The organism is Prevotella illustrans, assembly GCF_017426725.1.
In the GTDB taxonomy this organism is placed as follows: Bacteria; Bacteroidota; Bacteroidia; order Bacteroidales; family Bacteroidaceae; genus Prevotella; species Prevotella illustrans.
The window spans coordinates 22,376-48,210 of the sequence record NZ_JAERMS010000019.1; the positions used below are offsets into that span (position 1 = coordinate 22,376).

Below are 25,835 nucleotides of genomic sequence, written 5' to 3' on the forward strand. Positions count from 1 at the left end.
GAAACCTAAATGCTGAATAACAACAACAAAAATATTACGAAAATGAAACAAAAACCGGACATGAATTTCTGGGGCCTATGGAATCTGAGTTTTGGATTTTTTGGCGTACAGATTGCTTACGCGCTGCAGAGCGCCAACATCTCAAGAATCTTCGCTACGTTAGGTGCCGACCCGCACAACCTGAGTTATTTCTGGATTCTTCCACCACTGATGGGGATTCTGGTTCAGCCAATCATCGGCACGTTATCCGACAAAACGTGGTGTCGGTTCGGCCGTCGCGTACCTTATTTATTTATAGGAGCCTCTCTGGCGGTGCTGGTGATGTGTCTGTTGCCCAACGCCGGTTCGCTGGGGCTCACCCTTTCGGGGGCCATGATTTTTGGTCTTATGTCGCTGATGTTCCTCGATACGAGTATCAACATGGCCATGCAACCCTTCAAAATGTTGGTGGGCGACATGGTGAACGAGAAGCAGAAAGGACTGGCCTACAGTATTCAGAGCTTTCTTTGCAATTCGGGCAGCGTAGTGGGTTTTGTCTTTCCCTTCCTCTTTACGGCCTTGGGTATTGCCAATACGGCCGCTCCGGGCATTGTTCCCGACTCCGTTATCTGGTCGTTTTATATAGGCGCGGCCATTCTGATCTTCTGTGTTATCTACACCACCTTGAAAGTAAAGGAGTGGAATCCGCAGGAATACGCCCTTTATAACGGCGAGAGCACGGAGGTGAATGCCAAGGACGCCGGCAGCGGCGGCTGGATAACGCTGCTGAAGAATGCCCCCAAGACGTTCTGGCAGGTAGGTCTGGTACAGTTCTTCTGCTGGGCTTCGATGATGTATATGTGGACTTATACCAACGGAGCCATTGCCGATACGTGCTGGAATGTAGATATGCTCGACCCGAACGCTACGTCGACCGAAGCCTATCAGGTGGCCGGCAACTGGGTGGGAATCCTCTATGCCGTGCAGGCCATGGGCAGCGTAATCTGGGCTATGGTGCTGCCGCAGTTCAAGAACCGCAAGTTGGCATACGCTTTGAGCCTCGTATTGGGAGGTATCGGTTTTATGCTCGTTCCGTTCATTCCTAACCAGTACGGCCAATTCGTGGCCTTCTTGCTCATCGGCTGCGCGTGGGCCTCCATGCTGGCCATGCCTTTCACCTTTGTCACCAATGCCTTGCAGGGCTACGGCCACATGGGAGCTTACCTCGGATTGTTCAACGGTACCATCTGCGTGCCGCAGATTGTAGCGGCTCTCTTGGGCGGTGTGATTCTCACTTTGGTAGGTTCCGACCAGTCCAATATGATGTTTATCGCCGGTGTGCTGTTGGGTATCGGTGCCCTGTGCGTGTCGATTATCAAGGAGAAATAGAATTTTGCGATTCCGAAGATTATACTCTGATTTTCGGCTTTGTAAGTAATTGATAATCAATTTGATAACGAACGCGTTGCAAAAGGGCTGCTTTTACCTCCTCAAAGCATAGCTTTTACACGCTAAAAGCAGCCCTTTTACACGCTCAAAGCATAGCTTTTACACGCTAATAGTTATGCTTTTAGAAAACAATCATACCGCGTTCCCCAAATCATCTCTTTTCTTTAGTTTTTTAAAATACATATTTCTCCATGCAAACGATTGCATTTCTTTTTCAATAAATACCATTCGCCGTGAAAACGGAGACCATGGATTATTGTTAATTTTGGAGCATATTTACTAACCATTCGCTATGAACTTATATTTCAATATTGACTATCAGACGGTCTTCGGTGAAGAACTGTTGCTGAATTGTATTGAGACCGACAAGGCCGGAAACGAACGCGTTGCGCAATATCGCATGGCTACGGTCGACGGTCTTCAGTGGACTTACGAGATGAATCTCAAGAAAGACAATCTCGCCAGAGTACTTACCTATTTCTATAGTGTGGACTGCGAGGGCAGCGAACGTCGCCACGAGTGGTCTACCGAGTGTCACACGCTCAATCTGAACCTGATTAAAGCCGACACGTATCAGATCTTTGATAAGTGGATCGACGTGCCTGAAGACTCCTACCTGTATAGTTCGGCTTTCATGGAGTGTGTCAATCCGCGCAAGACCGTGGTGGTCAATCCAACGGCTTTTGCCAAGACCGTGCGCTTCGTGGTGCGGGCTCCGCAGCTGCGAGGAGATGAGCGGCTGGTCATGTGTGGCGCGAGCGATGCACTGGGTGCGTGGAATGTCGCCAAGGCCGTGCCCATGTATGAGCACAATTTCAATGAGTGGATTGTCGATCTCAATGCCGATTCATTTGAAGACCATGTTTTTGAATTTAAGTTTGTAGCCCTCGGCAGCGATGATTCGTCTGATCCGATGTGGGAAACAGGGCTTAACCGTACCGTTGAAGTGCTCGACCTGAAAGATGGCGAGGCTGTTGTCTACGAGTTGGAACAGGCTTTCTTTGAGATTTGGAACCGCAAGTTGGCCGGCACATTAGTGCCCCTCTTCTCGCTCCGGACCAAGACCAGCTTTGGCGTGGGCGACTTCGGCGACCTCAGAAAGATGATCGACTGGGTGGCATTGACCCGTCAGCGGGTACTGCAAGTGCTGCCCATCAATGATACCACTACCACTCATACTTGGACAGATTCCTACCCTTACAGCTGCATCAGTATTTTCGCCCTGCATCCGCAGTATGCCGATCTCAGCGGGTTGCCCGCGCTGAAAGACGCCAAGAAGCGCAACGACTTTGAAGCCTTGCGTCAACAGCTCAATGCCCTGAAGCAAATCGACTACGAACAGGTGAACCGGGCCAAGCTCGACTATCTGAAAGAACTCTATGCTCAGGAAGGTAAGGCCATGCTGAATACGGCCGAATACAAGACTTTCTTTAAGGAAACACAGCAGTGGCTCGTGCCATACGCCCAGTATTGCTATTTGCGCGACACTTACGGAACGGCCGATTTCAGCCGTTGGCCCGACCATCAGACCTGGGATGAGGCCGATCGTGCGGCCCTGTCGGCTACAACCAGAAAGGCTTATAAGCAGGTAGAGTTTTATTATTTCGTGCAATTTATCCTCAATTCGCAGATGGAGGCCGCCCACGAATATGCCCGCAAGAAGGGTGTTATCTTAAAAGGCGACATCCCGATTGGGGTCAATCGCTACGGTTGCGACGTGTGGATGGAACCTAAGTACTTCAATCTGAACGGACAGGCGGGGGCTCCTCCCGATGATTTCTCTGTCAATGGGCAGAACTGGGGCTTCCCAACTTACAACTGGGAGGAGATGTTGAAGGACGACTGCGCGTGGTGGGTGCGTCGCTTCCAGAACATGCGGAAGTTCTTCGATGCCTACCGCATTGACCACGTATTGGGCTTCTTCCGTATTTGGGAGATACCTGTCGATGCCGTTCATGGCCTTTTGGGCCAGTTCTCGCCGGCCCTTGGCATGACGCGCGAGGAGATAGAAGCCTATGGTTTGCGCTTTCTGGAAGAGCATTTCACCACGCCGTTTATCGCCGATTGGATTATAGACCGCGTGTTCCGTGAGAACGCTCAGCGCGTGAAAGATACGTATCTGCAACACCTGCACGACGATATTTGGGCCATGAAGCCCGAATATGACACGCAGAAAAAGGTGGAAGCGGCCTTTGCCGACGTCACCGATGAGCGCGAATGCTGGCTTCGCGACGGCCTCTATGCCCTCATTAGTAACGTGCTTTTCGTGCGCGACCGCAAGGATGCCAACCTTTTCCACCCGCGCATCAGCGCTCAGTTCGACTTCACCTACGAAGCTTTGTACGACAGCGACAAGGCTGCTTTCAACCGCTTGTACAATGATTACTTCTATCGTCGCAACAACCACTTCTGGTATCGTGAGGCTATGAAAAAGTTGCCGAAGCTCGTTCAGGCCACGCGTATGCTCGTTTGCGCCGAAGATCTGGGCATGGTGCCCGACTGTGTGGCATGGGTGATGAGCGAGCTCAAGATTCTGAGCCTTGAATTACAGAGCATGCCGAAGAATCCGAAGGTGCGTTTCGGCTATCTCGAAACCAATCCCTATCGGTCTGTCTGCACCATCTCAAGCCACGATATGCCCACGTTGCGGCAGTGGTGGGACGAGGACTACGACCGCACGCAGGCTTATTATAACACCATGCTCTACCGTTCGGGGGGCGCTCCTCATCCGTTACCGGGCTGGTTGGCCCGCGACATCGTGAGTCGTCAGCTGTTTTCGCCTTCCATGCTCTGCGTGCTGTCTATTCAGGACTGGCTAGCTGTCGACGAACGCCTGCGCTTGGAAGATCCCAATGCCGAACGAATCAACATTCCGGCCAATCCTAAACACTATTGGCGGTACCGCATGCACATGACGATAGAAGACCTCATGGCCAACGAAAGTTTCCGTGAGAATATCACGGAGCTTGTCGCCGAAAGCGGACGATAATCCCTATTGGTTTTCCTGCCCGTGCTTTTACGGGCGGGAAAATTATGTTTTAACGAAATCATCACATTACTTTTAAATCATGAACCGAATCAAATCTTTTCTGGCCATGATGCTGTTGCCTGTGCTGGCAGCCGCTCAGACGGTGACGTCGCCCAATGGTAAGGTCAAACTGACGTTCTCTTTGACAGGCAATGGCGTGCCTACCTACGAGTTGACGTTTAAGGACAAGAGCGTCATCAAGCCCAGCCGACTGGGTTTGGAACTGGCTAAGGACAGGCACGCGTCACGCGAAATGAAGGAAACCGACCTGATGGACGGTTTCAAGATTACCGACACGAAGACGTCGGCCTTCGATGAAACGTGGAAACCCGTGTGGGGTGAGACGGCCACCATACGCAATCAGTACAATGAATTGGAGGTAGATCTTAACCAACCGGCTACCCATCGCAATATCATCATTCGCTTCCGGGTCTACGACGATGGCATGGGACTGCGCTATGAGTTCCCCCAGCAGGAGGCGTTGAACTACTTCCTCATCAAGGAAGAGCACACGCAGTTTGCCATGACGGGCGATCATACGGCGTGGTGGTTGCCCGGCGACTATGACACACAGGAGCAGGAGACGCAGGAAAGCAAACTCTCTGAAATCCGCGGACGCTTCCATGACGCGGTCAACTGGAGCAACTCGTCGGTGGCAGTCTTCTCTCCGACAGGTGTGCAGACGGCTTTGCAGATGAAAACCGCCGACGGACTCTATATCAATATTCATGAGGCGGCGTGTATTGACTACGCTACGATGCACTTGAATCTGGACGACAAGAACTTCGTTTTCGAAAGTTGGCTCACGCCCGATGCCACCGGACTGAAAGGTTGCATGCAGACGCCGTGTCAGACGCCGTGGCGCACAGTAATCGTAAGCGACGACGCGCGCGATATGTTGTCGTCGAATCTCATCCTGAATCTCAACGAACCCTGCAAGATAGAGGATACCGGCTGGATTCATCCTACCAAGTATTGCGGGGTGTGGTGGGAAATGATTGTCGGCAAAAGCTCATGGAATTACACCGATGAATATCCTTCGGTCAAGCTGGATCGCGTCGATTGGACGAAGGCAAAGCCCAACGGACGCCATGGAGCGACTACGGCCAACGTGAAGAAGTATATCGATTTCGCCGCCGCCAATGGTATCGACCAAGTGTTGGTAGAGGGATGGAACGTCGGTTGGGAAGACTGGGCCAACCATTGGAAGCGTGATGTTTTCGATTTTGTTACGCCTTATCCTGATTTCGACTTGAAATATCTCAACGAATATGCCCACTCCAAGGGCGTGAAACTCATGATGCACCACGAGACGAGTTCCAGTGTAGGCAACTACGAACGCCACTTGGAGAACGCGTTTAAACTGATGAATCAGTATGGTTACGACGCCGTGAAAGGCGGTTACGTGGGTGACATCATCCCACGGGGCGACCATCACTTCTCACAGTCCATGAACGAGCACTATCTTTATGTGGTGAAGGAGGCTGCCAAGCACCGTATCATGGTCAACGCGCATGAGGCCGTGCGCCCGACAGGCCTTTGTCGCACCTATCCTAATTTGGTAGGAAACGAGAGCGCACGTGGAACGGAGTACGAAGCGTTCGGCGGTAGTCGCCCCGATCATACGGTTATCTTGCCTTTCACACGTCTTCAGGGCGGCCCGATGGACTATACACCGGGTATTCTCGAGACTCAATTAAGCACTTGGAGCGACAACAAATCGTGGGTTCGCACGACGTTGGTGGGCCAGTTGGCCCTCTATGTGACGATGTATAGTCCCCTTCAGATGGTTGCCGACTTGCCCGAGAACTACGCGAAGTTCAACGACGCGTTCCAGTTTATCAAGGATGTGGCCTGCGATTGGGATGATAGCAGATACTTGGAGGCCGAACCGGCAGATTACATTACGGTAGCGCGCAAGGCTAAAGGAACCAACAACTGGTTTGTCGGAGGTAAGTGCGACGAGAATGGTCACAAGAGTATCGTCAGGCTCGACTTCCTCGACAAGGGCCGGAAATATGAGTGTACGATTTATGCCGACGCCAAGGACGCTCACTATAAGGATAATCCCAAGGCCTATACCATAACCAAACGAATGGTTAAGAAGGGCGATGTGCTGAAACTGACGGAGGCTCCGGGTGGCGGTTTTGCCATCTCTTTGATAGCTAAATAATAATTCTTCGTCCTTTCTCCACCCAAGCGGAGAAAGGACGAAGTGTCTAAAATCTAAAGCATAATGAATCTAAAGAAGTCTTTATTAGCCGTGTTTTCCGCAACGCTGATGACACAAACGACCCCCCTCTATGCTGCTTCCACAAATCTGCAGTTTGATTTTAAGGAAGTTACTTACACCCCCTCGCAAACCATTTTCAAACTTAATGCGCCGCAGAAGCCGGTTGTCCGCATCTATGCCGACGGACTTCAAGGGGCTCCCTTGCGTGTGGTCGGGATGAAAAAGATTGGTCGTGATCTCTGGTCGACCACCATTCGGGGCAATCTGAAAGGCCGATTCTATACGTTTGATATAGGAAAGGGCGAGACACCGGGTATTTTTGCCAAGGCAGTAGGTGTCAACGGCAGGCGAGGAGCCATCATCGACTGGTCCACAACGCAGCCCGCAGGCTGGGAAAACGATAAGCGACCGGTGAGCAAGTCGGTTCACGACCTCGTTATTTACGAACTTCATCATCGTGATTTCTCTATCGACGCGTCTTCGGGCATAACGAATAAGGGTAAATTCCTGGCTCTTACGGAGCCACGGGCCATCGAACATCTGAAAAAACTTGGCATAACAGCCGTTCATATCTTGCCTTCGTTCGACTACGCGTCGGTGGATGAAACCAAACTCGACCAGCCGCAATACAACTGGGGCTATGATCCGCTGAACTACAATGTGCCCGAAGGCAGTTATTCGACCAATCCTTACGATCCGGCCGCACGCGTCAAGGAATTCAAGCAGATGGTGATGGCCCTGCATAAAGCTGGCATCCGTGTCTTCCTCGATGTGGTATATAACCATACGTTTGATATTGCCGGCAGCAATTTCGAGCGCACTTATCCCGGCTATTTCTATCGTTACGCCAAGGATGGACAGCCCGGCAACGGCTCGGGCTGCGGCAATGAGACCGCTTCGGAACGACCGTTGATGCGCCAATTCATGATTGAAAGCGTGAAATACTGGGTCAACGAATACCATATCGATGGCTTCCGGTTCGACCTGATGGGCGTGCACGACATTGAGACGATGAACGCCATTCGTGCCGAAGTCAGCAAAATAGATCCCCACCTATTTATATATGGTGAGGGATGGAGTGCCGGCAGCTGCGTTTATCCGCAGGAAAAACTGGCCATGAAGGGCCACATGGCGCAGCTACCGGGCATCGCGGCCTTCAGCGATAACATCCGTGACGCGCTTCGTGGACCATTTTCGGATGATACGAAGGGGGCTTTTCTGGCCGGTATCGCAGGCGAGGAAGAGAGTCTGAAGTTTGGTATCGTGGGCGGAATTGCCCATCCCGAGGTTGATATGAGTAAGGTGAACTACGACAAGAAGGCCTGGACGGCCGAGCCTGTTCAACATATCAGCTACGTCAGTTGTCACGACGATATGTGTCTGGTTGACCGCCTGCGTGCCGAAATGCCCGGTATCAGCGACGAAGAACTTATTCGGCTCGACTTGTTGGCCCAAACTGCCGTCTTCACTTCACAGGGTGTGCCCTTCATACTCTCAGGTGAAGAGATGTTGCGCGATAAGAAAGGCGTGCACAACTCTTATAATTCGCCCGACAGTATCAATCGTCTTGACTGGAACAATCTTAAGCGTTACCCGCAGGTGTTCGATTACTACAGCCGCCTGATTCGTCTTCGCAAGAACCATCCGGCCTTTGGCAGCGGCTCGGCAGCTGACGTCAGGGCGCGTCTTTCGTTTCTTCCCACACAGGATTGCTTGGTGGGTTTCATGCTCACAGACTATCCCGGTGAGCCTTGGAAGCGTATTGTCGTGTTGCTCAACGGCAGTCGTGAAAGTCGCACGGTAGACATTCCGGCAGGCGAATACACTGTTGTTTGCCGCAATGGGGTCATCCGTGAGGAGGGAATGGGTAGCCAACAGGGCGGCACGGTGACCGTAGCACCCCAATCGGCATTGATTCTGCACAACTAAAAACTACATGAAATGAAAAAGATAATTGCCTTATTGAGTTTTCTTCTGGGCACTGTGACGATAGAAGCAGCCCCGAAGATAGACCGAATAGAGCCGGCCAACTGGTTTGCCGGCATGAAGAATCCGAGCCTGCAACTAATGGTTTACGGGAAGAACATCCGCAATGCCCATGTCACGGTGGACTATCCGGGGGCACGTATCGACTCGCTCGTGCGGCTCGATTCGCCCAATTACCTGCTGGTTTACCTGAATTTGGAGGGTGCCCGGCCCGGAGAGATGACGTTGAAGTTCGATGGCAAAAAGGTGAAATATCCGCTCAAAGAGCGTGAGATGGCCGGCGATAAGCGCATGGGATTTACCAATGCCGATGTACTCTACATGCTCATGCCCGACCGTTTTGCGCAAGGAAAGAACCATCCGGCACAGGTGAAAGGCCTCAATGCCTACAAGGAAGACCGTACACAGCCCAGTCTGCGGCACGGCGGCGACCTTGAAGGCATTCGCGAGCGCTTGGATTATCTTAAAGAACTGGGCGTTACGGCATTATGGTTTACGCCTGTGCTCGAGAATAACTCGCCCGATGAAGGCAATACAAGTACTTATCATGGCTATGCTACGACAGATTATTATAAGGTAGATCCACGCTTTGGTAGCAATGAAGCCTATCGACAACTGATTGATGAGGCCCATCGGAAGGGACTGAAAGTGGTTATGGATATGATTTTTAACCACTGCGGCTTCGAACATCCATGGGTAAAGGATATGCCGACAAGGGACTGGTTCAACACGCCGGAGTGGCTTCATGAGGCGCAGACCGGCCAAAAGGAGGGTCAGCGGGCCAAGGTGAACGACCGGTATCTGCAAACTTCCTATAAGTTGACGCCCGTATTGGACCCCTACGCGTCGAAAGCGGACATGCGTGAGACCGTGGATGGCTGGTTTGTTCCTACCATGCCCGACCTCAATCAGCGCAATCCGCATGTTATTACTTACTTGATTCAGAACAGCGAGTGGTGGATTGAGACCGTCGGAATCGACGGAATACGCATGGATACTTATCCGTATGCCGACCGCGAGGGCATGGCGCAGTGGATGGAAAGGCTGGATGAGGAATATCCGAACTTCAATACGGTGGGCGAAACATGGGTCACAGAGCCGGCTTATACGGCTGCTTGGCAGAAGGATTCAAAGCTTTCGACCATCAACAGTTATCTCAAGACGGTGATGGACTTCAGTTTTTTCGACAAATTAAGTCAGGCAAAGACCGAGGAAACCGATGGTTGGTGGCAGGGACTGAACCGCATTTACAACAGCTTGTGCTATGATTATCTCTATGAGAATCCATCGAGCGTGATGGCTTTCATTGAGAATCACGACACAGATCGCTTCTTGGGCGAGGGTCGGGATACGTTGGCACTGAAGCAGGCATTGGCTTTGTTGCTTACCATCAATCGCATTCCGCAACTTTATTATGGTACAGAGGTGCTTATGAATGGCACCAAGGCCGTGACCGATGGTAATGTTCGCAAGGATTTCCCGGGTGGTTTTCCCGGCGATAAGCGCAACGCGTTCACGCCAGAGGGCCGTACGGCCGAAGAAAATGCCATGTTCAACTGGCTAAGCCGACTGCTCCACTGGCGTCAGAGCAACGAGGTCGTCAGCCGTGGCACGCAGACGCAGTTCATTCCCCACAACGGCGTCTACGTCATCGCGCGCCGACATGGCGGCAAAACGGTGATGACGGTACTCAATGGGTTGCGCCGCAACGCCCAACTCGATGTTCAACGTTATGCGGAAATCATTGGTAAGCATGTTCAGGCTACCGATGTGATGACGGGACAGCCGGTCGATTTGTCGGCCAATGTGCCGCTGTCGCCCCGCCAGACTTTGATATGGGAGTGGTCGGAATAGTAATTAATCGGGCTGGTCAGGCAAATCTGATCAGCCCGATTAATTAATATAGTAACAAAAGACCCGCAAAAGCGGCATAGCCTATCATGGCGATAGGATTGATTTTTAGGTATTTGGTGCCCACAAAAGTGGCCACGAAGAGGGCAATACTGATGTAGAAATGCCATGGGTTATCGGGAGTAGAGAAGTTTTCGGCGGTCATCAGCAGCAGTGCGGCGGCCCCAAGAAGTCCTACAACGGCAGGACGCAGGCCCGAAAACACATCCTCTACGAGTTGTGTATGCATGTATTTCATCAGCATTTTACTGATAAGCAGCATGAGAATGAACGACGGCAACACCAGCGCGAACGTGGCTGTGGCCGATCCAAGGATAGCCATGGGCGCGTCGAAGCCGGCATTTTTCACGGCCATATAGCCACAGTAGGTGGCCGAATTGATACCCACGGGGCCCGGTGTCATCTGACTGATGGCAATGACGTTGGTAAATTCGCCCATCGAAAGCCAGTGCCAGCGACTGACCACTTGTCCCTGAATGAGCGATATCATGGCATAGCCGCCACCAAAGCCGAAAAGTCCGATTTCGAAAAACGTCAGAAATAAGTATAGGAATATCATAAGCGTTTCACTCCGTGGTCTTTAAGAATTGTCCGTAGATGTAACCTCCCAGTCCGGCGGCTATGATTACATAAATCGGATTGACACCCAAAAGCCATATCAGCAGTGCTCCGCCAATGGGAATCCAGCAGTTGGACAGGCCGATTTTTGCATTCTTGGCCAGTTCAAACGTAGGAACGGCAATCAATGCGACCACGGCCGGGCGTATACCGGCAAACATGGCAGCCACGGTTTTGTTCTCCTGAAAGGCATGGAAGAACATGGCGATGGCCAGAATGATAAGGAAAGAGGGGAGGGCTGTACCGAATGCCGTACAGATCGCGCCCTTCAGTCGGCGTAGTTTGTAGCCTATAAAAATGCTGATGTTGATGGCAAACACGCCCGGGCAGCTTTGGGCAATTGCCAAAAGGTCGAGAAATTCCTCCTCGTTAATCCATTTGTATTTGTCAACAACATCAGCCTTGATCATGGGAATCATGGCATAGCCACCGCCAAAGGTGACTATGCCAATCTTAAAGAATGTTTTGAATAATGTGAGATACATTATTTATGGTTCAAATTTAGCTTCTTTTTTCTTGCTTTTCTATGCTTTTGTCTTCTCTTCTATCCACTTACGGGCATTGACGAAGGCCTCAATCCAAGGTGTTACCTCATCATTGCGTCGGTCGGCAGGGTACCAAGCGTTCTGCCAAGGGAAGATCGCACGCTCCAAGTGGGGCATCATGGCCAGATGACGGCCATCCTTCGAGCAGATACCGGCCACGTTGTAATCGCTGCCGTTGGGGTTTGCGGGATATTCGGCATAGTTGTATTTGGCAATGACATTGTACCTATCTTCGGCTTCGGGCAGGCTGAATCGGCCTTCACCGTGGGCCACCCAAATACCCAGTTTGCTGCCGCTGAGGCTACGGAACATCACGCTGTCGTTCTGTGGAATGTTAAGCGAGAGGAAAACGCTTTCAAATTTCTTCGACGTATTGTGCAGAAGACGGCTGCGATGTTCGTGTTCGGGGTTGAGAAGATTGAGCTCTACCATCAGCTGACAGCCGTTGCAGATACCCAATGACAGCGTATCCTCACGTGCGTAGAACTTGTCGAGCGCCTCTTTTGCCTTCGGATTGTAGAGGAAAGCTCCCGCCCAACCTTTGGCTGAGCCCAAAACGTCAGAGTTAGAGAAGCCTCCGCAGAAGACAATCAGGTTGACTTCTTCCAGTGTTTCGCGACCGCTGATGAGGTCGGTCATCGTCACGTCCTTTACGTCAAAGCCGGCCAGATAGAGCGAATAGGCCATTTCGCGCTCGCCATTGGTACCCTTTTCACGAATAATAGCTGCTTTGGGTGCCGGCTGTTGGGTGTCGGCTGTTGCTGTTTTCCATCTGTCGGCGTTGAGACCATAGCTTTCGAGCGTGCCTTTGAAGTCGTTGTTGAACTTCATTTCTACCGGTTGCTTCTTGTAATTGTCGAATCGTTGCTTGGCCATACCATTGAAACTCTGGTCGCGATCCAGCAAATAGCTGGTCTTGTACCACGTGTCGCGCAGGCTGTCGATATCGAATGTGTGCTCGTAAGCATCGTTCTTCACGACAATTTTTCGGCTGTCGGGCGTAGGATAGGCAATCTTGGCGAAGCCGATACCTGCATCGTCGAGGAATTCTTTCAACTCGTTCTTGTGCGCGTCGCTCACTTGGATCACCACACCGGGGTTCTCCGCAAACAGCATTTTCACCATATCGTTGCCTGCCAGGTCGTGCAGGTTGACATGCAGACCACCTCCGGTGTTGGCAAAGGTCATTTCGAGCAAGGTGGTTATCAAACCGCCCGCACTGATATCATGGCCTGCCATAATCCATCCCCGCTCGATAAGCTCCTGAATGGCGTTGAAGCAGTCGACAAAATACTCCGGATTCTGTACCGTAGGCACGTCGCTACCAATCTTACCCAAACTTTGAGCAAGGGCACTACCGCCCAGTCGCTGCTCGTCGAAGCTGAAATCAATATGATAAAGGCTTGTATTCTTGTCGTTGACAAGCACCGGGCTCACCACTTTTCGTACGTCGCTGACCTCGCCGCCGGCACTGACGATAACCGTTCCCGGCGCGATAATCTTGCTGCCATCGGGGTATTGCTGCGAAAGCGAGAGCGAATCCTTGCCCGTTGGTACGTTAACATGGATGGCACAGCAGAAGTCGCTCAATGCCTGAACACCCTCGTAGAGGCGTGCGTCCTCACCTTTCTGGCTGCGGCAGGGCCACATCCAGTTGGCACTGAGGCTCACCGCGTTGAGCGGAGTTTCCTTATCGGCCATCGGTGCCCACACGAGGTTGGTCAGTGCTTCGGCAACAGAGAGCACGCTGCCGGCTTTCGGGTCGGCCAATCCGGCCTGCGGAGCGTGTCCAAGTGCCGTGGCGATACCCTTGCGGCCACGATAGTCGAGGGCTACGACGCCACAATCGCTCAACGGGAGCTGTATCTCGCCCTGGCATTGCTGGCGTGCTATCTTGCCCGTAACGGAGCGGTCGACCTTGTTGGTCAGCCAATCCTTGCAGGCAACAGCCTCTAATTGGAGCACCTTATTTAAATATTCGTCGATTTTCTTATCATCTGTCTGTACATCGGCGTAGGTACGTGTGACCGTTTCATCTACCATAACGGTCTTCGGTGTGTGGCCAAACATCTGCTTGACATCAAGATCGAACGGCTTGACACCATCGCTTTGGGCAAAGCTGAAGTGCGCGTCGCCCGTCGTTTCGCCTACCACATACATCGGCGCACGTTCGCGTTCGGCAATCTTGCGCACGTGTTCGATATGCTTCTCGTCGATGAGCAAGCCCATGCGTTCCTGCGATTCGTTGGCAATCACTTCTTTTGCGCTCAGCGTCGGGTCACCAATCGGGAGCTGGGGCATGTCAATGCGACCGCCACAGTCCTCAACCAACTCGCTCAAACAATTCAGATGGCCAGCCGAACCATGGTCGTGAATGCTGACCACGGGGTTGTTGTCCTCCTCGACAAGCGCGCGCACCAGGTTGTAGGCCCGCTTTTGCATTTCGGGGTTGGCGCGTTGGATGGCGTTGAGTTCGATACCGTTGCTGTAACGGCCCGTGTCCACCGAGCTGACGGAGCCGCCGCCCAGTCCGATTCGATAGTTGTCGCCGCCCACGACGACCACCTTGTTGCCCGGTTGCGGCTCTTTCTTCAGACAGTCGCGCTTCTTGCCGTAGCCCACGCCGCCTGCCAGCATGATCACCTTGTCGTAGCCGTAGATCTGTCCTGCGCCGTCGGGGTTCACGTCGTCGGCCGTCGTCTCGTATTCGAAGGTCAGTACGCTGCCCGTGATGAGCGGTTGGCCGAACTTGTTGCCGAAGTCGCTGGCGCCATTCGACGCCTTGATGAGTATTTGTTCGGGCGTCTGGTAGAGCCATTTGCGCACGGGGATGAGCTGTTCCCATGTGCGTTCGGTGTCAGTTTGCCCGTCGTCGTCCTTCAACCGTGGGTAAGCCGTCATGTAGCAGGCCGTTCCGGCGATGGGCCATGAGCCTACACCGCCGCCCATGCGGTCGCGGATTTCGCCTCCGGTGCCCGTTGCGGCGCCGTTGAAAGGCTCCACCGTCGTCGGGAAATTGTGGGTTTCGGCCTTCAGCGAGATGACGCTCTCGATGTCCTCGACCCTGAAATAGTCGCTGGTGCTTTGGTCGGCGGGCGCAAACTGCTCGACAACCGGCCCCTCGGAGAAGGCCACGTTGTCCTTGTAAGCCGAGATAACCTTGTTCCGATTCTCCTCCGTCGTCTTCTTGATGAGGCTGAAGAGCGACGACTCCATCACCTTTCCGTCGATGACAAACTGTCCTCCGAAGATCTTGTGGCGGCAGTGTTCCGAGTTGATTTGCGCGAAACCGAAGATTTCCGAGTCGGTCAGCGGCCGTCCGTTCTCCTTTTCCAGCTTGTGCAGATAGGCCATTTCGTCCTCGCTGAGGGCCAGTCCTTCCTCCTCGTTGTACTTCTCCAGGTCGTCCACATACTTGATGGGCTCCGCCTGGTGGTCTATGGTGAAGATGTTCTGGCCCAGACCGTCGTACATGCGTTGCAGCATGGAGTCGTGTTCGGCCTGCTCCGACTCCACGGGGAAGTACTCTTCTATACGCGAAATGCCGTCAAGACTCATGTTCTGAGTAATCTCAACGGCATTCGTACTCCAGGGAGTGACCATTTCGCGGCGTGGTCCCACGAAGAATCCATTCAGCGTTTGGGCTTCTTCGGGCGTAGCGTCGCCGTAAAGCCAGCGAAGTTTGTCGATTTCATCCAGGTTCGGCTGATGGTCGATCTCTGTCGCAATCACGGTTTGGGAGGGAGTTCTAAAGAAAAGAATCATGTTTAATTATGAATTAATGTATTAAACTCAATGCTGCAAAGTTAGTCGAAATGCGTGACATGACCAAATAAATGACCGGATAAGGCTGTTTTTTTGTTTTCTGAAAGCACAGTTTTTGCGGCGCAGAAGCAGCCCTTTTGGCGCGCAACGGCAGCCCTTTTGCAAGCCGAAAGGGCAGCGATGGCGAGCCAAAAGCAATCCTTCCCCGCAGGAAAGGCAGGCCCGTGGGCTTGAAAACGACGCACGGCGATTCCAACACCGCACGATGCGCACCCGACACTTCACGTTTGAATTGATTGAAAAAGGGCAATAAAAAAAAGAGACTTGAACCGCAATTCAAATCTCTTGGCTTGTGGGTAGTGATGGATTCGAACCACCGAAGCTAGAAGCAGCAGATTTACAGTCTGCCCCATTTGGCCACTCTGGAAACTACCCGAACCGTAGTGTGGGCGTTGACGGATTCGAACCGCCGACCCTCTGCTTGTAAGGCAGACGCTCTAAACCAGCTGAGCTAAACGCCCTTACTCCTCGTAAGCGGGTGCAAAAGTATGGGATTATATCGACAAAGCCAAACTTTCATATTGTAATTTTACATGTTTTAACCAAAAAACATCGGCCATTGGAGCCGCAAACGCCGCTCCATGCACCGTCATGGATGCACCTTGCGACGCGGAAGCAGCCTTCTCGGATTCCCGCGACATGAAAATAATGCCCTTCTTGTTTGGGCGTTCCGTTCGTTTGCACTACTTTTGCAGCACCACATACATAATCCAACAACGAAAAATGAAGAAAAGAAACCTGGAAACCATCTGCATCCATGGCGGATGGAAGCCGTCGAAGGGCGAGCCGCAGCAGCTGCCCATCTACCAAAGTACCACTTTCAAATACGAAACCAGCGAACAGATGGCCCGCCTCTTCGACCTTGAAGACGCGGGATACTTCTACACCCGCCTGGCCAACCCTACCAACGACGCCGTTGCGAAGAAGATAGCGGCACTCGAAGGAGGCGTCGGCGCCGTGCTCACCTCTTCGGGACAGGCGGCCAATTTCTATGCCATCTTCAATATATGTGAGGCCGGCGACCACTTCATCACGACCAATACGATCTATGGCGGCACGTTCAACCTGTTCGGCGTGACGATGAAGAAGCTGGGCATTGACTGCACGTTCATCGACCCGGAGTGGAGCGACGAGCGGATAGAGGCGGCCTTCCGTCCCAACACCAAGTGCTTCTTCGGCGAGACAATATCCAACCCCGGCGTCCACGTGTTCGACATCGAGCGCTTCGCACGCATCGCCCACAAGCACGGCGTGCCCCTCGTCGTCGACAACACCTTTGCCACGCCCATCAACTGCCGGCCTTTCGAGTGGGGATGCGACATCGCCACCCACTCCACCACCAAGTATATGGACGGTCATGCGGCACAAGTGGGCGGCGTGGTGGTCGACTCGGGCAACTTCGACTGGGAGTCCCAGGGCGACAAGTTCAAAGGTCTGACGACGCCCGACGAGAGCTATCACGGGCTGACCTACACCCAATCGTTCGGCAAGGCGGCCTATTGCACGAAGCTGGTGACGCAGCTGATGCGCGACCTGGGCAGCATTCCGGCCCCACAGAACTCGTTCCTGCTCAACCTGGGACTTGAAACGCTCCACCTGCGCGTGCGCCAACACTGCGCCAACGCGCAGCGAGTGGCCGAATGGTTGGAGCGAAACGAGCGCGTGGCATGGGTCAACTACTGCGGACTTCCCGACAACAAGTATTATGAATTGGGGCAAAAATACCTGCCCAACGGCTCCTGTGGCGTCATCGCCTTCGGTCTGAAGGGCAGTCGTGAGGAAGCCATCAAATGGATGGACAGCCTCGAATTCGTCTCCATCGTGACGCATGTGGCCGACACCCGCACCTGCGTGCTCCATCCGGCAAGCCACACCCACCGCCAACTCTCCGACGAGCAGCTGCGTGAAGCGGGCATAGCTCCCGACCTCATCCGCCTTTCCGTCGGCATAGAGAACTGCGACGACATCATCGCCGACCTGGAACAGGCCATGCAGAAGCTGTAGACGGCGGGGCGAAGGCCCGTGACAAATATGGAACGTGAAGCGTGAAATGGGTGTTTGACGCCCCATTTCGATTCATCCAACCATAAAAAAGAGGATATTCGGCACCGAATATCCTCTTTTTCGTGTATCAATCATCGCTGATTAGCGGCCCAACTGCTTCTTCAGCAACGTGGGGATTTCGCTCGTTTCATCGGCAACGGGAACGCCGACGGCCTCAAATGCCGCCACCTTGCCGGCCGCAGTGCCCGATCCTCCCGAAATGATGGCGCCGGCATGGCCCATCTGTTTGCCCGGAGGAGCTTGACGGCCGGAGATGAATACGGCCACGGGTTTCGTCACATGTTGCTTGATGAACTGTGCGGCACGCTCTTCGGCGTCGCCTCCTATCTCACCGATGAGGGCGATGGAGTCGGTCTCCGGGTCGTCCTGGAACATGCGGAGCAAGTCTTCGAAGTAAAGTCCGACGACGGGATCGCCGCCCACACCGACTGCCGTCGACTGTCCCAGACCGGCTTGTGTCAGCTGACAAACCACCTCGTATGTCAACGTTCCGCTGCGGCTGATGACCCCCGTGTGGCCTTTCTTGAAGATGTTAGTCGGCATAATGCCCGCCATGCTCTCCTCGGGAGAAATCAGTCCCGGGCAGTTGGGGCCTATCACCTTCACGCCCTTGATCTTTGCGTAACGCTGTGCGGCCACGGCGTCGAGCGTGGGAACGCCCTCGGTGATGCAGATGACGAGCTTCACGCCGCCGTCAATGGCTTCGAGCATGGCGTCTTTGGCAAACGGAGCGGGGACGAAAATGATGGAAGTGTCGGCTCCGGTGGCCTCAACGGCGTCCCTGACGGTATTGAATACGGGAATGCCCGCTACCTCCTGACCGGCCTTTCCGGGTGATGTGCCACCCACAACCTGCGTTCCATACGCCTTCATCTTGGTGGCATGGAAGCTGCCATCACGACCGGTGATACCCTGAACGATAACTTTCGAATCTTTATGCAGTAAAATACTCATAGCTTAATCATGGTTTTTAATGTTGTTTACTCAGTTCTACCGCCTTGTGACCGGCGTCCGACATGCTGGTGCCCACGGTGAAATGGGTGCCCTGGAGCAGCGCGCGGCCCTCGGCTTCGTTGGTTCCCGTGAGGCGAATCACGATGGGGATGTCGGTCTCTATCGTCTTGAAGGCTTCTATCAGGCCCTTGGCCACGTCGTCGCAACGCGTGATTCCGCCGAAGATATTGATGAGAACGGTGTTGACATGCTTGTCGCTCAAGAGGAGTTTCATGGCCTCCACGATCTTCTCGGGGTTGGAACTGCCGCCGATGTCAAGGAAGTTGGCAGGCTCGCCGCCGTACAGTTTAATCATGTCCATCGTGGCCATGGCCAGTCCGGCGCCGTTCACCATGCACCCAATCTTGCCTCCCAGGTTCACGTAGCTGAACCCTTTCTCCTTCGCCTCTTGCTCCTTGCGCTCTTCGGGTGTAGGTTCGAAGAGTTCCTTCACGTCGGGATGGCGGAACAGGGCGTTGTCGTCGAACGTCATCTTGGCGTCGATGGCCTTGAGGGTGCCGTCTCCCAATTTGACAAGCGGGTTGATTTCGACGAGCGAGGCGTCTTTCTCTACAAACAACCGGTAGAGGTTTTGGAAAATCTTCGTGGCCTGCTTCACCTGCACCATGTCGTCGAAGAGCTTGAAAGCGGCCTGCCGTGCCAGGAAGTCCGTCATGCCGAGAACGGGGTCGATGACGATCTTCTCAATCTTCTCGGGGGTTTCCCTGGCCACCTGTTCTATGTCCATGCCGCCCGAACGGCTCAGCATCATCATGGGACACTTCGACTTTCGGTCGACAAGAATGCTGACATAATACTCCGCGGCGATGTCCACCGCCTCGCTCACCAGCACGCGGTCGACCGTGAATCCCTTGATGTCCATCCCCAGGATGGCCTCGGCATGGCGACGAATCTCGTCTTCGCTGCCGCCAAGTTTCACGCCGCCGGCCTTGCCGCGCCCACCCGTGTGGACTTGTGCCTTGACGACGGCCTTGCCGGTTCCCAACTCCCGGTAAGCCGCCACGGCCTCTTCAGCCGTGCGACACAGCGCGTGTCTGTCCACCGGGACCCCATAACTCGCAAAGAAAGACTTTGCCTGATATTCATGTACCTTCATAGTTATTAAATAATATATGTTTAGGAATTACCGCGGAAAATTACAAAATATTTTCCAAGGGCGAAAGGAAATGCTGATATTTTTATGCTTTTGCTATATATAATAAGGTGTATGCGGGCACAACGGTCGGCAGAAGCGTCGCAACGGCATTGCGGGGCGTCGTTGTGGCAGCGTTCCGCCGCCACAACGGCCACAAGAAAAGCCATGCCCCGTCTGTTTCCAGATGAAGCATGGCTTCTTATTTCGTGCAAATCGGACTTTATTCTTCGCTAAAATCTTCCTTGCCTACACCACATACGGGGCATACGAAATCTTCGGGCAGGTCTTCAAACGCCGTTCCCGGTGCTATACCGTTGTCCGGATCGCCTACTTCGGGGTCGTACACCCAGCCACATGTGTCGCATACATACTTCTTCATAATGTCTTTGTATTTAATGTTTGATTGTCTTTATTAATTAACTTGGCTGCAAATATAGCGCAATGGTTTGGAATGGCAAAATAAATGACGTGTTTTTTATCGGCAAATCGAACCTTGTCATTTCAACTTCCAATATCCCGTTTTATTGCTTCCCACCCGAGAGAGCAGCCCAATGCTTTTCAAAGTCGTGATATGTTTCCTGACCATACGGTCTGAAATACCTAACCGCCGGGCCAGAACAACATTTGTCATATAGGGATTTTCCTTAATCAAAGCATAGACATGCCACGTTGTTTCCGACAGGTTGGAAAGGCTTTTTGCCACTTTTCAGGAACTTGTCAGCCTGCTCCAACCTGACAGCATGACGTTCTATCAACGCCGAAATGTCAGCAATCAGATTGATGGCCTTGGCTGAAACCGTGAATGGAGGTGTGTAGTTGCTCGTGTCTCGATATGCCTTCTTCATCCTGCAAAAATACGGTTTTTAATCCATACTTGCGCCGTCGTTTTTCAAAAGCTGCGCTTTCGGCTTGCAAAAGGGCTGCCGTTGCGCGCCAAAAGGGCTGCTTTCACGTTTCCAAAGGGCTGCTTTTACACGCTCAAAGCAGTGCCGTTGTCATGCAGAAACGCAGTTGCTGCGCTTTTGAACACCCACGCCCATCGGTCGTTTTTCATGCTTTTAGAATTAATTAACGCACTAATAGTTTGATTGTTACGATTTTTTCGTAGATTTGCAACATGCTTGTTGAAAAGCTGTCATTCAATTGAAATCCCGAGAAACGACGATATGGAAAATCTAACCAAACAAGAAGAAGACGTGATGAAGTGCATTTGGCGACTGGGCCGGTGCGTCGTGAAGCAGATTGTGGAGGCCCTGCCCGAGCCTCGACCGCCCTATACGACGGTGGCGTCGGTGGTGAACAACCTGAAACGGAAGGACTTCGTCAAGGCCGAACGCGAAGGAAAGGGCTACAGCTATTCGCCCAACATCGAGGAGGCGGACTACAAGCGCAGCTTCATGACGGGCTTCGTGCGCGATTACTTCAAAGACTCGTTCAAGGACATGGTTACTTTTTTCGCACGTGAAGAGCAGATCTCCGAAAAGGATTTGCGCGATATTATCTCTGAAATAGAAAACGAAAATTGACAAGTTTATGGCTGTTTACCTGCTCAAAGTCAATCTGGCGCTCATGCTGCTCTACGGTTTCTACCGGCTGATGGTGAGCCGCGACACGTTTTTCACGCTGCGCCGCTTCACGCTGTGGGCCATCTATGGCGTGACGTTGGCGTTGCCTGTGCTCGACATCGCTTGGTGGATAGAGGACACGCCGGCCACGGCCACCCTGGCGGAGAGCTATGCCGTGAACGTGCTGCCGGCCTTGGAGGTCTACGCCCAGGGGCCGACGATGACGGTATTCGACGCCCTTGGCTATGTATATTGGCTCGGTGTGGGCCTGCTTTCGCTGCGAATGGCGTGGCAGTTGATGGGCATTGTGGCCCTGGCCCGCAAGACACGGGTGCGCCGTATGGGCGGCATGCGGGTGCATTGCCTGGACGGTTGCGAGGGACCGTTCTCCTTCTTCCGCTGGATATTCGTCAATCCCGACCGTCACACGGCCGTTCAGCTGAACGAAATACTCACCCACGAGCACGCCCATGTGGCGCAGTGGCACTCCGTCGACACGATGGTGGCCGAATGGTTCAGCATATTCTGCTGGTTCAATCCGTTCGCCTGGCTGCTGAAACACGAAGTGAGAGTCAATCTGGAATTTCTTGCCGACGACAAGGTGCTGGCTGATGGCAACGCGCGCAAAGCCTATCAGTATCATCTGCTCGGCCTGGCTTATCATCCAAACCATTTGGATGTGGCCAACAACTTCAATGTTTTACCGCTTAAAAAGAGAATTAAAATGATGAACAAGAGAAGAACCAAGCAGATAGGCATGGCCAAGTATCTGCTCTTTGCGCCCTTGGCAGCCGCATTGTTGATAGTAAGCAACATCGAGTCGGTGGCGCGCACGGTAGGCCGCAATGTGCCGATGGCCCGTTCGCTCTCCGACAAGGCTGAGCAACTGTTGCAGACCGAGATTGCCAATCCTTCGCAGTCGGCCGCCACGTTGGAAGACATGACGGCGAAAGCCGTGGACGAAGCCGCCCGGCCCGTGAAGAAACTGACGGTCTCGGGCACGGTGCGCGACACGAAAGGGCGGCCCGTTGTCGGCGCGACCGTTGTGCTGCGGGGCAGCAAACGGGGCACGGTGACGGACAAGGAAGGCCGCTATCGCCTGTCGGAAGTGCCTGTCGGAAGTGCTGTGGAAGTGAAATATATCGGCACGGGCACTGTTCTGTTTACCGTGAAGGGCAGCCGTCGCGACGTGACGCTTAGCGTGGCGCGACCGGGCGACAAGCAGCAGGCGGCTTATGATATAGTGGACCAAATGCCGAACTTCCCTGGTGGAAAGGAGGCGATGATGAAATATATCTCGGGCAAGGTGAAATATCCGATTACCAAGGCGAGTGGAAGAGTTGTTGTCCAGTTCATCGTGGACACGAATGGCGCCGTTGTCGAACCGAAAGTGGTCAGGAGCGTCAGTCCGAAACTCGACCAGGCTGCTCTCGATGCCGTCAAAGGCATGCCCAAATGGGAACCGGGCAAGCTGAACGGTAAGCCCGTGAGAGTGAAGTATAACATTCCTATCAACTTCGAGCAATACAATGCTACCGGCGTAACTATATCACAGGTCAAGGGCAATACGTCGTCAGTCTTCTTTGTCGATGGCAAGCGCGTCGATAATGTCGACGCTTTGAACCCCGACGACATTGAAAGTATAACCGTGCAGAAGGACGAAGCCACGATGAAACAGTACGATTCCGGCGGCAAGCCCGTCGTGTTGGTGAAGCTGAAAAAGAAGTAAGTGGCCACGGTTGATGGTAAACTATAAATCTCTCCGGTAATGGCTGTCCGTGAGGGATGGCTTTCTGGAAGTGCCGAGTGTTGCGATTGTCAATGCTCGGCATTTTGGTTTTAGGTTGCTCGGTAAGGTTTGTATTTCTCATAAATAACACCTGCGCCCTTTGTCTTGCGCTAAAAATATGTATCTTTGCATCAAGTTTTATCGTTTCTATAGTTGAATATGCGGAAACAACGGATATATGGCGATTGAAACGGAAGATGAAATGACGTTAAACCTATCTGTTACATCCATAAGCATAAATTATTTTATTTCATGAAACACTTTTTATTTCTTTTCTTGGCATTTTTATCGTTTGTCACCAGCGCGTTTGCAGCTGAAAGTGCGCGGCCTGCGGGTTCGGCGAAGCTGATTCCCGCGCCGACTTCGTATGTCGAGACGGATGGAAACTTTGTGACGACGGGGCGGCTTCGGCTTGTCACCAACGTGAAACATAAGGAAGGCCGATGGCTGCGGCTGCAGGTTGCCGAGGCTTTCCCTGCCTTGACGTTCGACAAGAAGGCTGACCGCATCGTGCGAATGAACCTCACTCGTCCGCAAAAGGATGGCAGGTTGGCGGCGAATGACAAGCGGTTGCAAGGTTATGAGTTGCATGTCTCGCCCACGGAGATTCATTTGGAGGCTCCCACTGTGGTGGGGTTGTTTTATGGTTTGCAGACGTTGAGACAGCTGGAGGAGCAGGGACGCATAGCCTGTTGTACGATAAAGGACGAGCCGCGGTTCGTCTATCGGGGACTGATGTTGGACTGTTCCCGCCATTTTTGGCCCAAGGAGTTCATCATGAAGCAACTGGACGCGATGGCTTGTCTGAAGATGGACAGGCTGCATTTGCACCTGACAGATGAAGCCGGATGGCGCATGCAGATCAAGAAATACCCGAAGTTGACGGAAGAGGCGGCATGGAGGACGGAGTCCAATTGGGATAAATGGCGAAAAGAGGGGCGCCCCTACGCCCGCAAGGGGGACGATGGAGCTTATGGAGGCTATTATACGCAGCAGGATTTGAAGGAAATCGTGGCGTATGCGGCTGCGCGACACATCATTGTCATACCTGAAATAGAAATGCCCGGGCACAGTGCGGAGGTCTTGCACGCCTATCCGGAACTGCTGTGTCAGGGTGTTGTTGACAAGTCTTCCGACCTTTGCGTGGGAAATGAACAAACTTTCACTTTCTTGGAGAATGTCTTGAAGGAGGTGATGAAAGTCTTTCCGTCCAAATATATTCATATCGGTGGCGACGAGGCTTCGCGCAAAGCCTGGGGCAACTGCCCCCGTTGCCAGCTGCGGATGACGCAAGAAGGGTTGGCGAGCGTGGCTGAATTGCAAAGCTATCTGACCGCACGAATAGAGCGGTTCCTCAATGATCATGGCCGGATATTGATAGGATGGGATGAAATTCTCGAGGGAAAGCTGGCTCCCAACGCTGTGGTCATGTCGTGGCGGGGCGAGAAAGGCGGCATCGAGGCTTCGAAAGCGGGTCACGACGTCATCATGACGCCCGGTCGGTATTGCTATCTGGACCATTACCAAGATTGTCCTCCTTCGCAGCCGAAGGCCTTTGGCAGCTATATGCCGCTGGAACAATGCCATTCTTTCGACCCGGCCTGCCAGTTGCCCGACAGCATTGCCGGACGTGTTCTTGGCGTGCAGGGAAACCTATGGACTGAGCAGGTCGAGACAATGTCGCATTGCGAGTATATGCTTTATCCACGCTTGTTTGCGATAGCCGAAAATGGATGGAGCAATCGCAAGGCGGATTTCGCCGACTTCCATCGCAGGGCTTTGCGTATGCAGGATGTTTTGGCGGGCCGTGGTTACCATCCTTTCGACTTGCGTAAGGAGATTGGAAACCGACCGGAAAAGAAAGAACCGCTCTGCCATTTGGCTTTGGGCAAGAAGGTGACCTACAATGCTCCCTATGCAGACAATTATCGGAGTTCTGGTGACGGCGCTTTGGTGGACGGCATTCGTGGCGGTTGGGACTTCCATGATGGCGCATGGCAGGGATTTATCGGACATGGACGGTTGGACGTGACGATTGATCTGGGCGAGGTGAAGGCGTTGAAGCAGGTTAAGGCAAGCTTTTTCCAATCGGCCAGTGCCGTGATTTATACACCTGGTGAGGTTGTCATACAGGTTTCGGAGGATGGGGAGAATTTCAAAACGCTGGATGACAGCCGCCATGATGTTGACACCTCTGCTGATTTTTGCGTGAAAGATTGTGAATGGAATGGAGAAACGAAAGCACGCTTTGTTCGTTACCAGGCAAAAGCAGGGCCTGAAGGCGGTTGGATTTTTACCGATGAAATCTGTGTACAATGACTTTGGAAGCAGGCTTATATAAAGCCGCAAATCGAAATGACAGTCCACTAACTTTCAGAAAGAGGAAGATGTCGCGGACCGGTGGCCGGGCTATCCTCCTTGGGATGAATAATTTTAACTATATGTTATTTTTGTAACTCTTTTTATACATAGTGCGGAACGGGTAGGTGATCTATACGTTCCGTGCGCCTTTTTTATACGAACGTGATAGAGTCGCTCTATTATTATATATAAGGTGAATATCATCTTTAAGGTTGTTGTTTGGAAGTCAATGGAGGAAATATGGCAGAAAGGTTACAGAAAAAGCAAAAAACTTTTGAAAATATTTGGTGGTTTGCCAAAAACTCTCTACTTTTGCATCCGCTTTCGCCTTAA

Annotated in this window: 18 protein-coding genes and 2 tRNA genes; 9 read left to right on the plus strand and 11 right to left on the minus strand. The window is 52.8% G+C overall.

Going from position 1 to position 25,835, the window contains the following annotated elements:
- Nucleotides 1–42: 42 nt before the first annotated feature.
- From JHU38_RS07160 to JHU38_RS07180, 5 genes are all read left to right on the plus strand, one after another.
- Nucleotides 43–1,368, plus strand: a complete 1,326-nt coding sequence (locus JHU38_RS07160) for an MFS transporter (RefSeq protein ID WP_107582411.1) — start codon at nt 43–45, stop codon at nt 1,366–1,368.
- 352 nt (nt 1,369–1,720) lie between these two features.
- Nucleotides 1,721–4,417 (plus strand): 4-alpha-glucanotransferase, encoded by a 2,697-nt coding sequence (locus JHU38_RS07165; RefSeq protein ID WP_107582107.1) that lies wholly within the window; start codon nt 1,721–1,723, stop codon nt 4,415–4,417.
- 79 nt (nt 4,418–4,496) lie between these two features.
- Entirely contained in the window at nt 4,497–6,629 is a 2,133-nt protein-coding gene (locus JHU38_RS07170; RefSeq protein ID WP_107582108.1) for a glycoside hydrolase family 97 protein, read from the plus strand.
- Nucleotides 6,630–6,692: 63 nt separating this feature from the next.
- Complete coding sequence (pulA, locus tag JHU38_RS07175; RefSeq protein ID WP_107582109.1) at nt 6,693–8,618, plus strand: type I pullulanase; 1,926 nt, start codon at nt 6,693–6,695, stop codon at nt 8,616–8,618.
- 12 nt (nt 8,619–8,630) lie between these two features.
- Nucleotides 8,631–10,529 (plus strand): glycoside hydrolase family 13 protein, encoded by a 1,899-nt coding sequence (locus JHU38_RS07180; protein WP_107582110.1) that lies wholly within the window; start codon nt 8,631–8,633, stop codon nt 10,527–10,529.
- A gap of 43 nt (nt 10,530–10,572) precedes the next feature.
- Here JHU38_RS07180 and JHU38_RS07185 read toward each other — a convergent pair whose 3' ends face one another.
- The 6 genes from JHU38_RS07185 to JHU38_RS07210 form a co-directional block, all read right to left on the minus strand.
- Nucleotides 10,573–11,145, minus strand: coding sequence for a chromate transporter (locus JHU38_RS07185; RefSeq protein ID WP_107582111.1), 573 nt, complete (start codon nt 11,143–11,145; stop codon nt 10,573–10,575).
- 7 nt (nt 11,146–11,152) lie between these two features.
- A complete protein-coding gene (locus tag JHU38_RS07190; RefSeq protein ID WP_021589583.1) occupies nt 11,153–11,689 on the minus strand; it encodes a chromate transporter in 537 nt (178 codons plus the stop codon).
- Between the two features lie 39 nt (nt 11,690–11,728).
- On the minus strand, nt 11,729–15,514 hold the full coding sequence (gene purL, locus JHU38_RS07195) for a phosphoribosylformylglycinamidine synthase (protein ID WP_107582112.1): 3,786 nt from the start codon (nt 15,512–15,514) through the stop codon (nt 11,729–11,731).
- A gap of 13 nt (nt 15,515–15,527) precedes the next feature.
- Nucleotides 15,528–15,854, minus strand: a complete 327-nt coding sequence (locus JHU38_RS07200; RefSeq protein ID WP_146157017.1) for a hypothetical protein — start codon at nt 15,852–15,854, stop codon at nt 15,528–15,530.
- A gap of 13 nt (nt 15,855–15,867) precedes the next feature.
- Nucleotides 15,868–15,949: transfer RNA gene (locus JHU38_RS07205), tRNA-Tyr, on the minus strand.
- Nucleotides 15,950–15,960: 11 nt separating this feature from the next.
- Nucleotides 15,961–16,035: transfer RNA gene (locus JHU38_RS07210), tRNA-Val, on the minus strand.
- Between the two features lie 262 nt (nt 16,036–16,297).
- Between JHU38_RS07210 and JHU38_RS07215 the strand changes: the two genes are divergently transcribed.
- Entirely contained in the window at nt 16,298–17,578 is a 1,281-nt protein-coding gene (locus JHU38_RS07215; RefSeq protein ID WP_107582114.1) for an O-acetylhomoserine aminocarboxypropyltransferase/cysteine synthase family protein, read from the plus strand.
- A 141-nt stretch (nt 17,579–17,719) separates the two neighbouring features.
- Here JHU38_RS07215 and sucD read toward each other — a convergent pair whose 3' ends face one another.
- From sucD to JHU38_RS07240, 5 genes are all read right to left on the minus strand, one after another.
- The gene (gene sucD, locus JHU38_RS07220; RefSeq protein ID WP_025881866.1) at nt 17,720–18,592 is read right to left on the minus strand and encodes a succinate--CoA ligase subunit alpha; all 873 of its coding nucleotides are present in this window, start codon (nt 18,590–18,592) and stop codon (nt 17,720–17,722) included.
- 16 nt (nt 18,593–18,608) lie between these two features.
- On the minus strand, nt 18,609–19,748 hold the full coding sequence (gene sucC, locus JHU38_RS07225) for an ADP-forming succinate--CoA ligase subunit beta (RefSeq protein WP_021589539.1): 1,140 nt from the start codon (nt 19,746–19,748) through the stop codon (nt 18,609–18,611).
- Between the two features lie 259 nt (nt 19,749–20,007).
- On the minus strand, nt 20,008–20,166 hold the full coding sequence (gene rd / locus JHU38_RS07230; RefSeq protein WP_021589580.1) for a rubredoxin: 159 nt from the start codon (nt 20,164–20,166) through the stop codon (nt 20,008–20,010).
- 117 nt (nt 20,167–20,283) lie between these two features.
- Nucleotides 20,284–20,418, minus strand: coding sequence for an HTH domain-containing protein (locus JHU38_RS07235; RefSeq protein ID WP_232369878.1), 135 nt, complete (start codon nt 20,416–20,418; stop codon nt 20,284–20,286).
- A gap of 13 nt (nt 20,419–20,431) precedes the next feature.
- Complete coding sequence (locus JHU38_RS07240; RefSeq protein WP_107582115.1) at nt 20,432–20,632, minus strand: hypothetical protein; 201 nt, start codon at nt 20,630–20,632, stop codon at nt 20,432–20,434.
- 321 nt (nt 20,633–20,953) lie between these two features.
- Here JHU38_RS07240 and JHU38_RS07245 point away from each other — a divergent pair, with 321 nt between their 5' ends.
- From JHU38_RS07245 to JHU38_RS07255, 3 genes are all read left to right on the plus strand, one after another.
- The gene (locus tag JHU38_RS07245; RefSeq protein WP_021589600.1) at nt 20,954–21,313 is read left to right on the plus strand and encodes a BlaI/MecI/CopY family transcriptional regulator; all 360 of its coding nucleotides are present in this window, start codon (nt 20,954–20,956) and stop codon (nt 21,311–21,313) included.
- A 7-nt stretch (nt 21,314–21,320) separates the two neighbouring features.
- Complete coding sequence (locus JHU38_RS07250; protein WP_107582116.1) at nt 21,321–23,081, plus strand: M56 family metallopeptidase; 1,761 nt, start codon at nt 21,321–21,323, stop codon at nt 23,079–23,081.
- A gap of 312 nt (nt 23,082–23,393) precedes the next feature.
- On the plus strand, nt 23,394–25,460 hold the full coding sequence (locus JHU38_RS07255; protein ID WP_107582117.1) for a glycoside hydrolase family 20 protein: 2,067 nt from the start codon (nt 23,394–23,396) through the stop codon (nt 25,458–25,460).
- Nucleotides 25,461–25,835: the final 375 nt, after the last annotated feature.

Excerpts from the sequence above, each read along its gene's own strand:
- JHU38_RS07160 (WP_107582411.1), top strand. The coding sequence starts at position 43 with ATGAAACAAAAACCGGACATGAATTTCTGGGGCCTATGGAATCTGAGT.
- JHU38_RS07165 (WP_107582107.1), top strand. The coding sequence starts at position 1,721 with ATGAACTTATATTTCAATATTGACTATCAGACGGTCTTCGGTGAAGAA.
- JHU38_RS07170 (WP_107582108.1), top strand. The coding sequence starts at position 4,497 with ATGAACCGAATCAAATCTTTTCTGGCCATGATGCTGTTGCCTGTGCTG.
- pulA (WP_107582109.1), top strand. The coding sequence starts at position 6,693 with ATGAATCTAAAGAAGTCTTTATTAGCCGTGTTTTCCGCAACGCTGATG.
- JHU38_RS07180 (WP_107582110.1), top strand. The coding sequence starts at position 8,631 with ATGAAAAAGATAATTGCCTTATTGAGTTTTCTTCTGGGCACTGTGACG.
- JHU38_RS07185 (WP_107582111.1), bottom strand. The coding sequence starts at position 11,145 with ATGATATTCCTATACTTATTTCTGACGTTTTTCGAAATCGGACTTTTC.
- JHU38_RS07190 (WP_021589583.1), bottom strand. The coding sequence starts at position 11,689 with ATGTATCTCACATTATTCAAAACATTCTTTAAGATTGGCATAGTCACC.
- purL (WP_107582112.1), bottom strand. The coding sequence starts at position 15,514 with ATGATTCTTTTCTTTAGAACTCCCTCCCAAACCGTGATTGCGACAGAG.
- JHU38_RS07215 (WP_107582114.1), top strand. The coding sequence starts at position 16,298 with ATGAAGAAAAGAAACCTGGAAACCATCTGCATCCATGGCGGATGGAAG.
- sucD (WP_025881866.1), bottom strand. The coding sequence starts at position 18,592 with ATGAGTATTTTACTGCATAAAGATTCGAAAGTTATCGTTCAGGGTATC.
- sucC (WP_021589539.1), bottom strand. The coding sequence starts at position 19,748 with ATGAAGGTACATGAATATCAGGCAAAGTCTTTCTTTGCGAGTTATGGG.
- rd (WP_021589580.1), bottom strand. The coding sequence starts at position 20,166 with ATGAAGAAGTATGTATGCGACACATGTGGCTGGGTGTACGACCCCGAA.
- JHU38_RS07235 (WP_232369878.1), bottom strand. The coding sequence starts at position 20,418 with ATGACAAATGTTGTTCTGGCCCGGCGGTTAGGTATTTCAGACCGTATG.
- JHU38_RS07240 (WP_107582115.1), bottom strand. The coding sequence starts at position 20,632 with ATGAAGAAGGCATATCGAGACACGAGCAACTACACACCTCCATTCACG.
- JHU38_RS07245 (WP_021589600.1), top strand. The coding sequence starts at position 20,954 with ATGGAAAATCTAACCAAACAAGAAGAAGACGTGATGAAGTGCATTTGG.
- JHU38_RS07250 (WP_107582116.1), top strand. The coding sequence starts at position 21,321 with ATGGCTGTTTACCTGCTCAAAGTCAATCTGGCGCTCATGCTGCTCTAC.
- JHU38_RS07255 (WP_107582117.1), top strand. The coding sequence starts at position 23,394 with ATGAAACACTTTTTATTTCTTTTCTTGGCATTTTTATCGTTTGTCACC.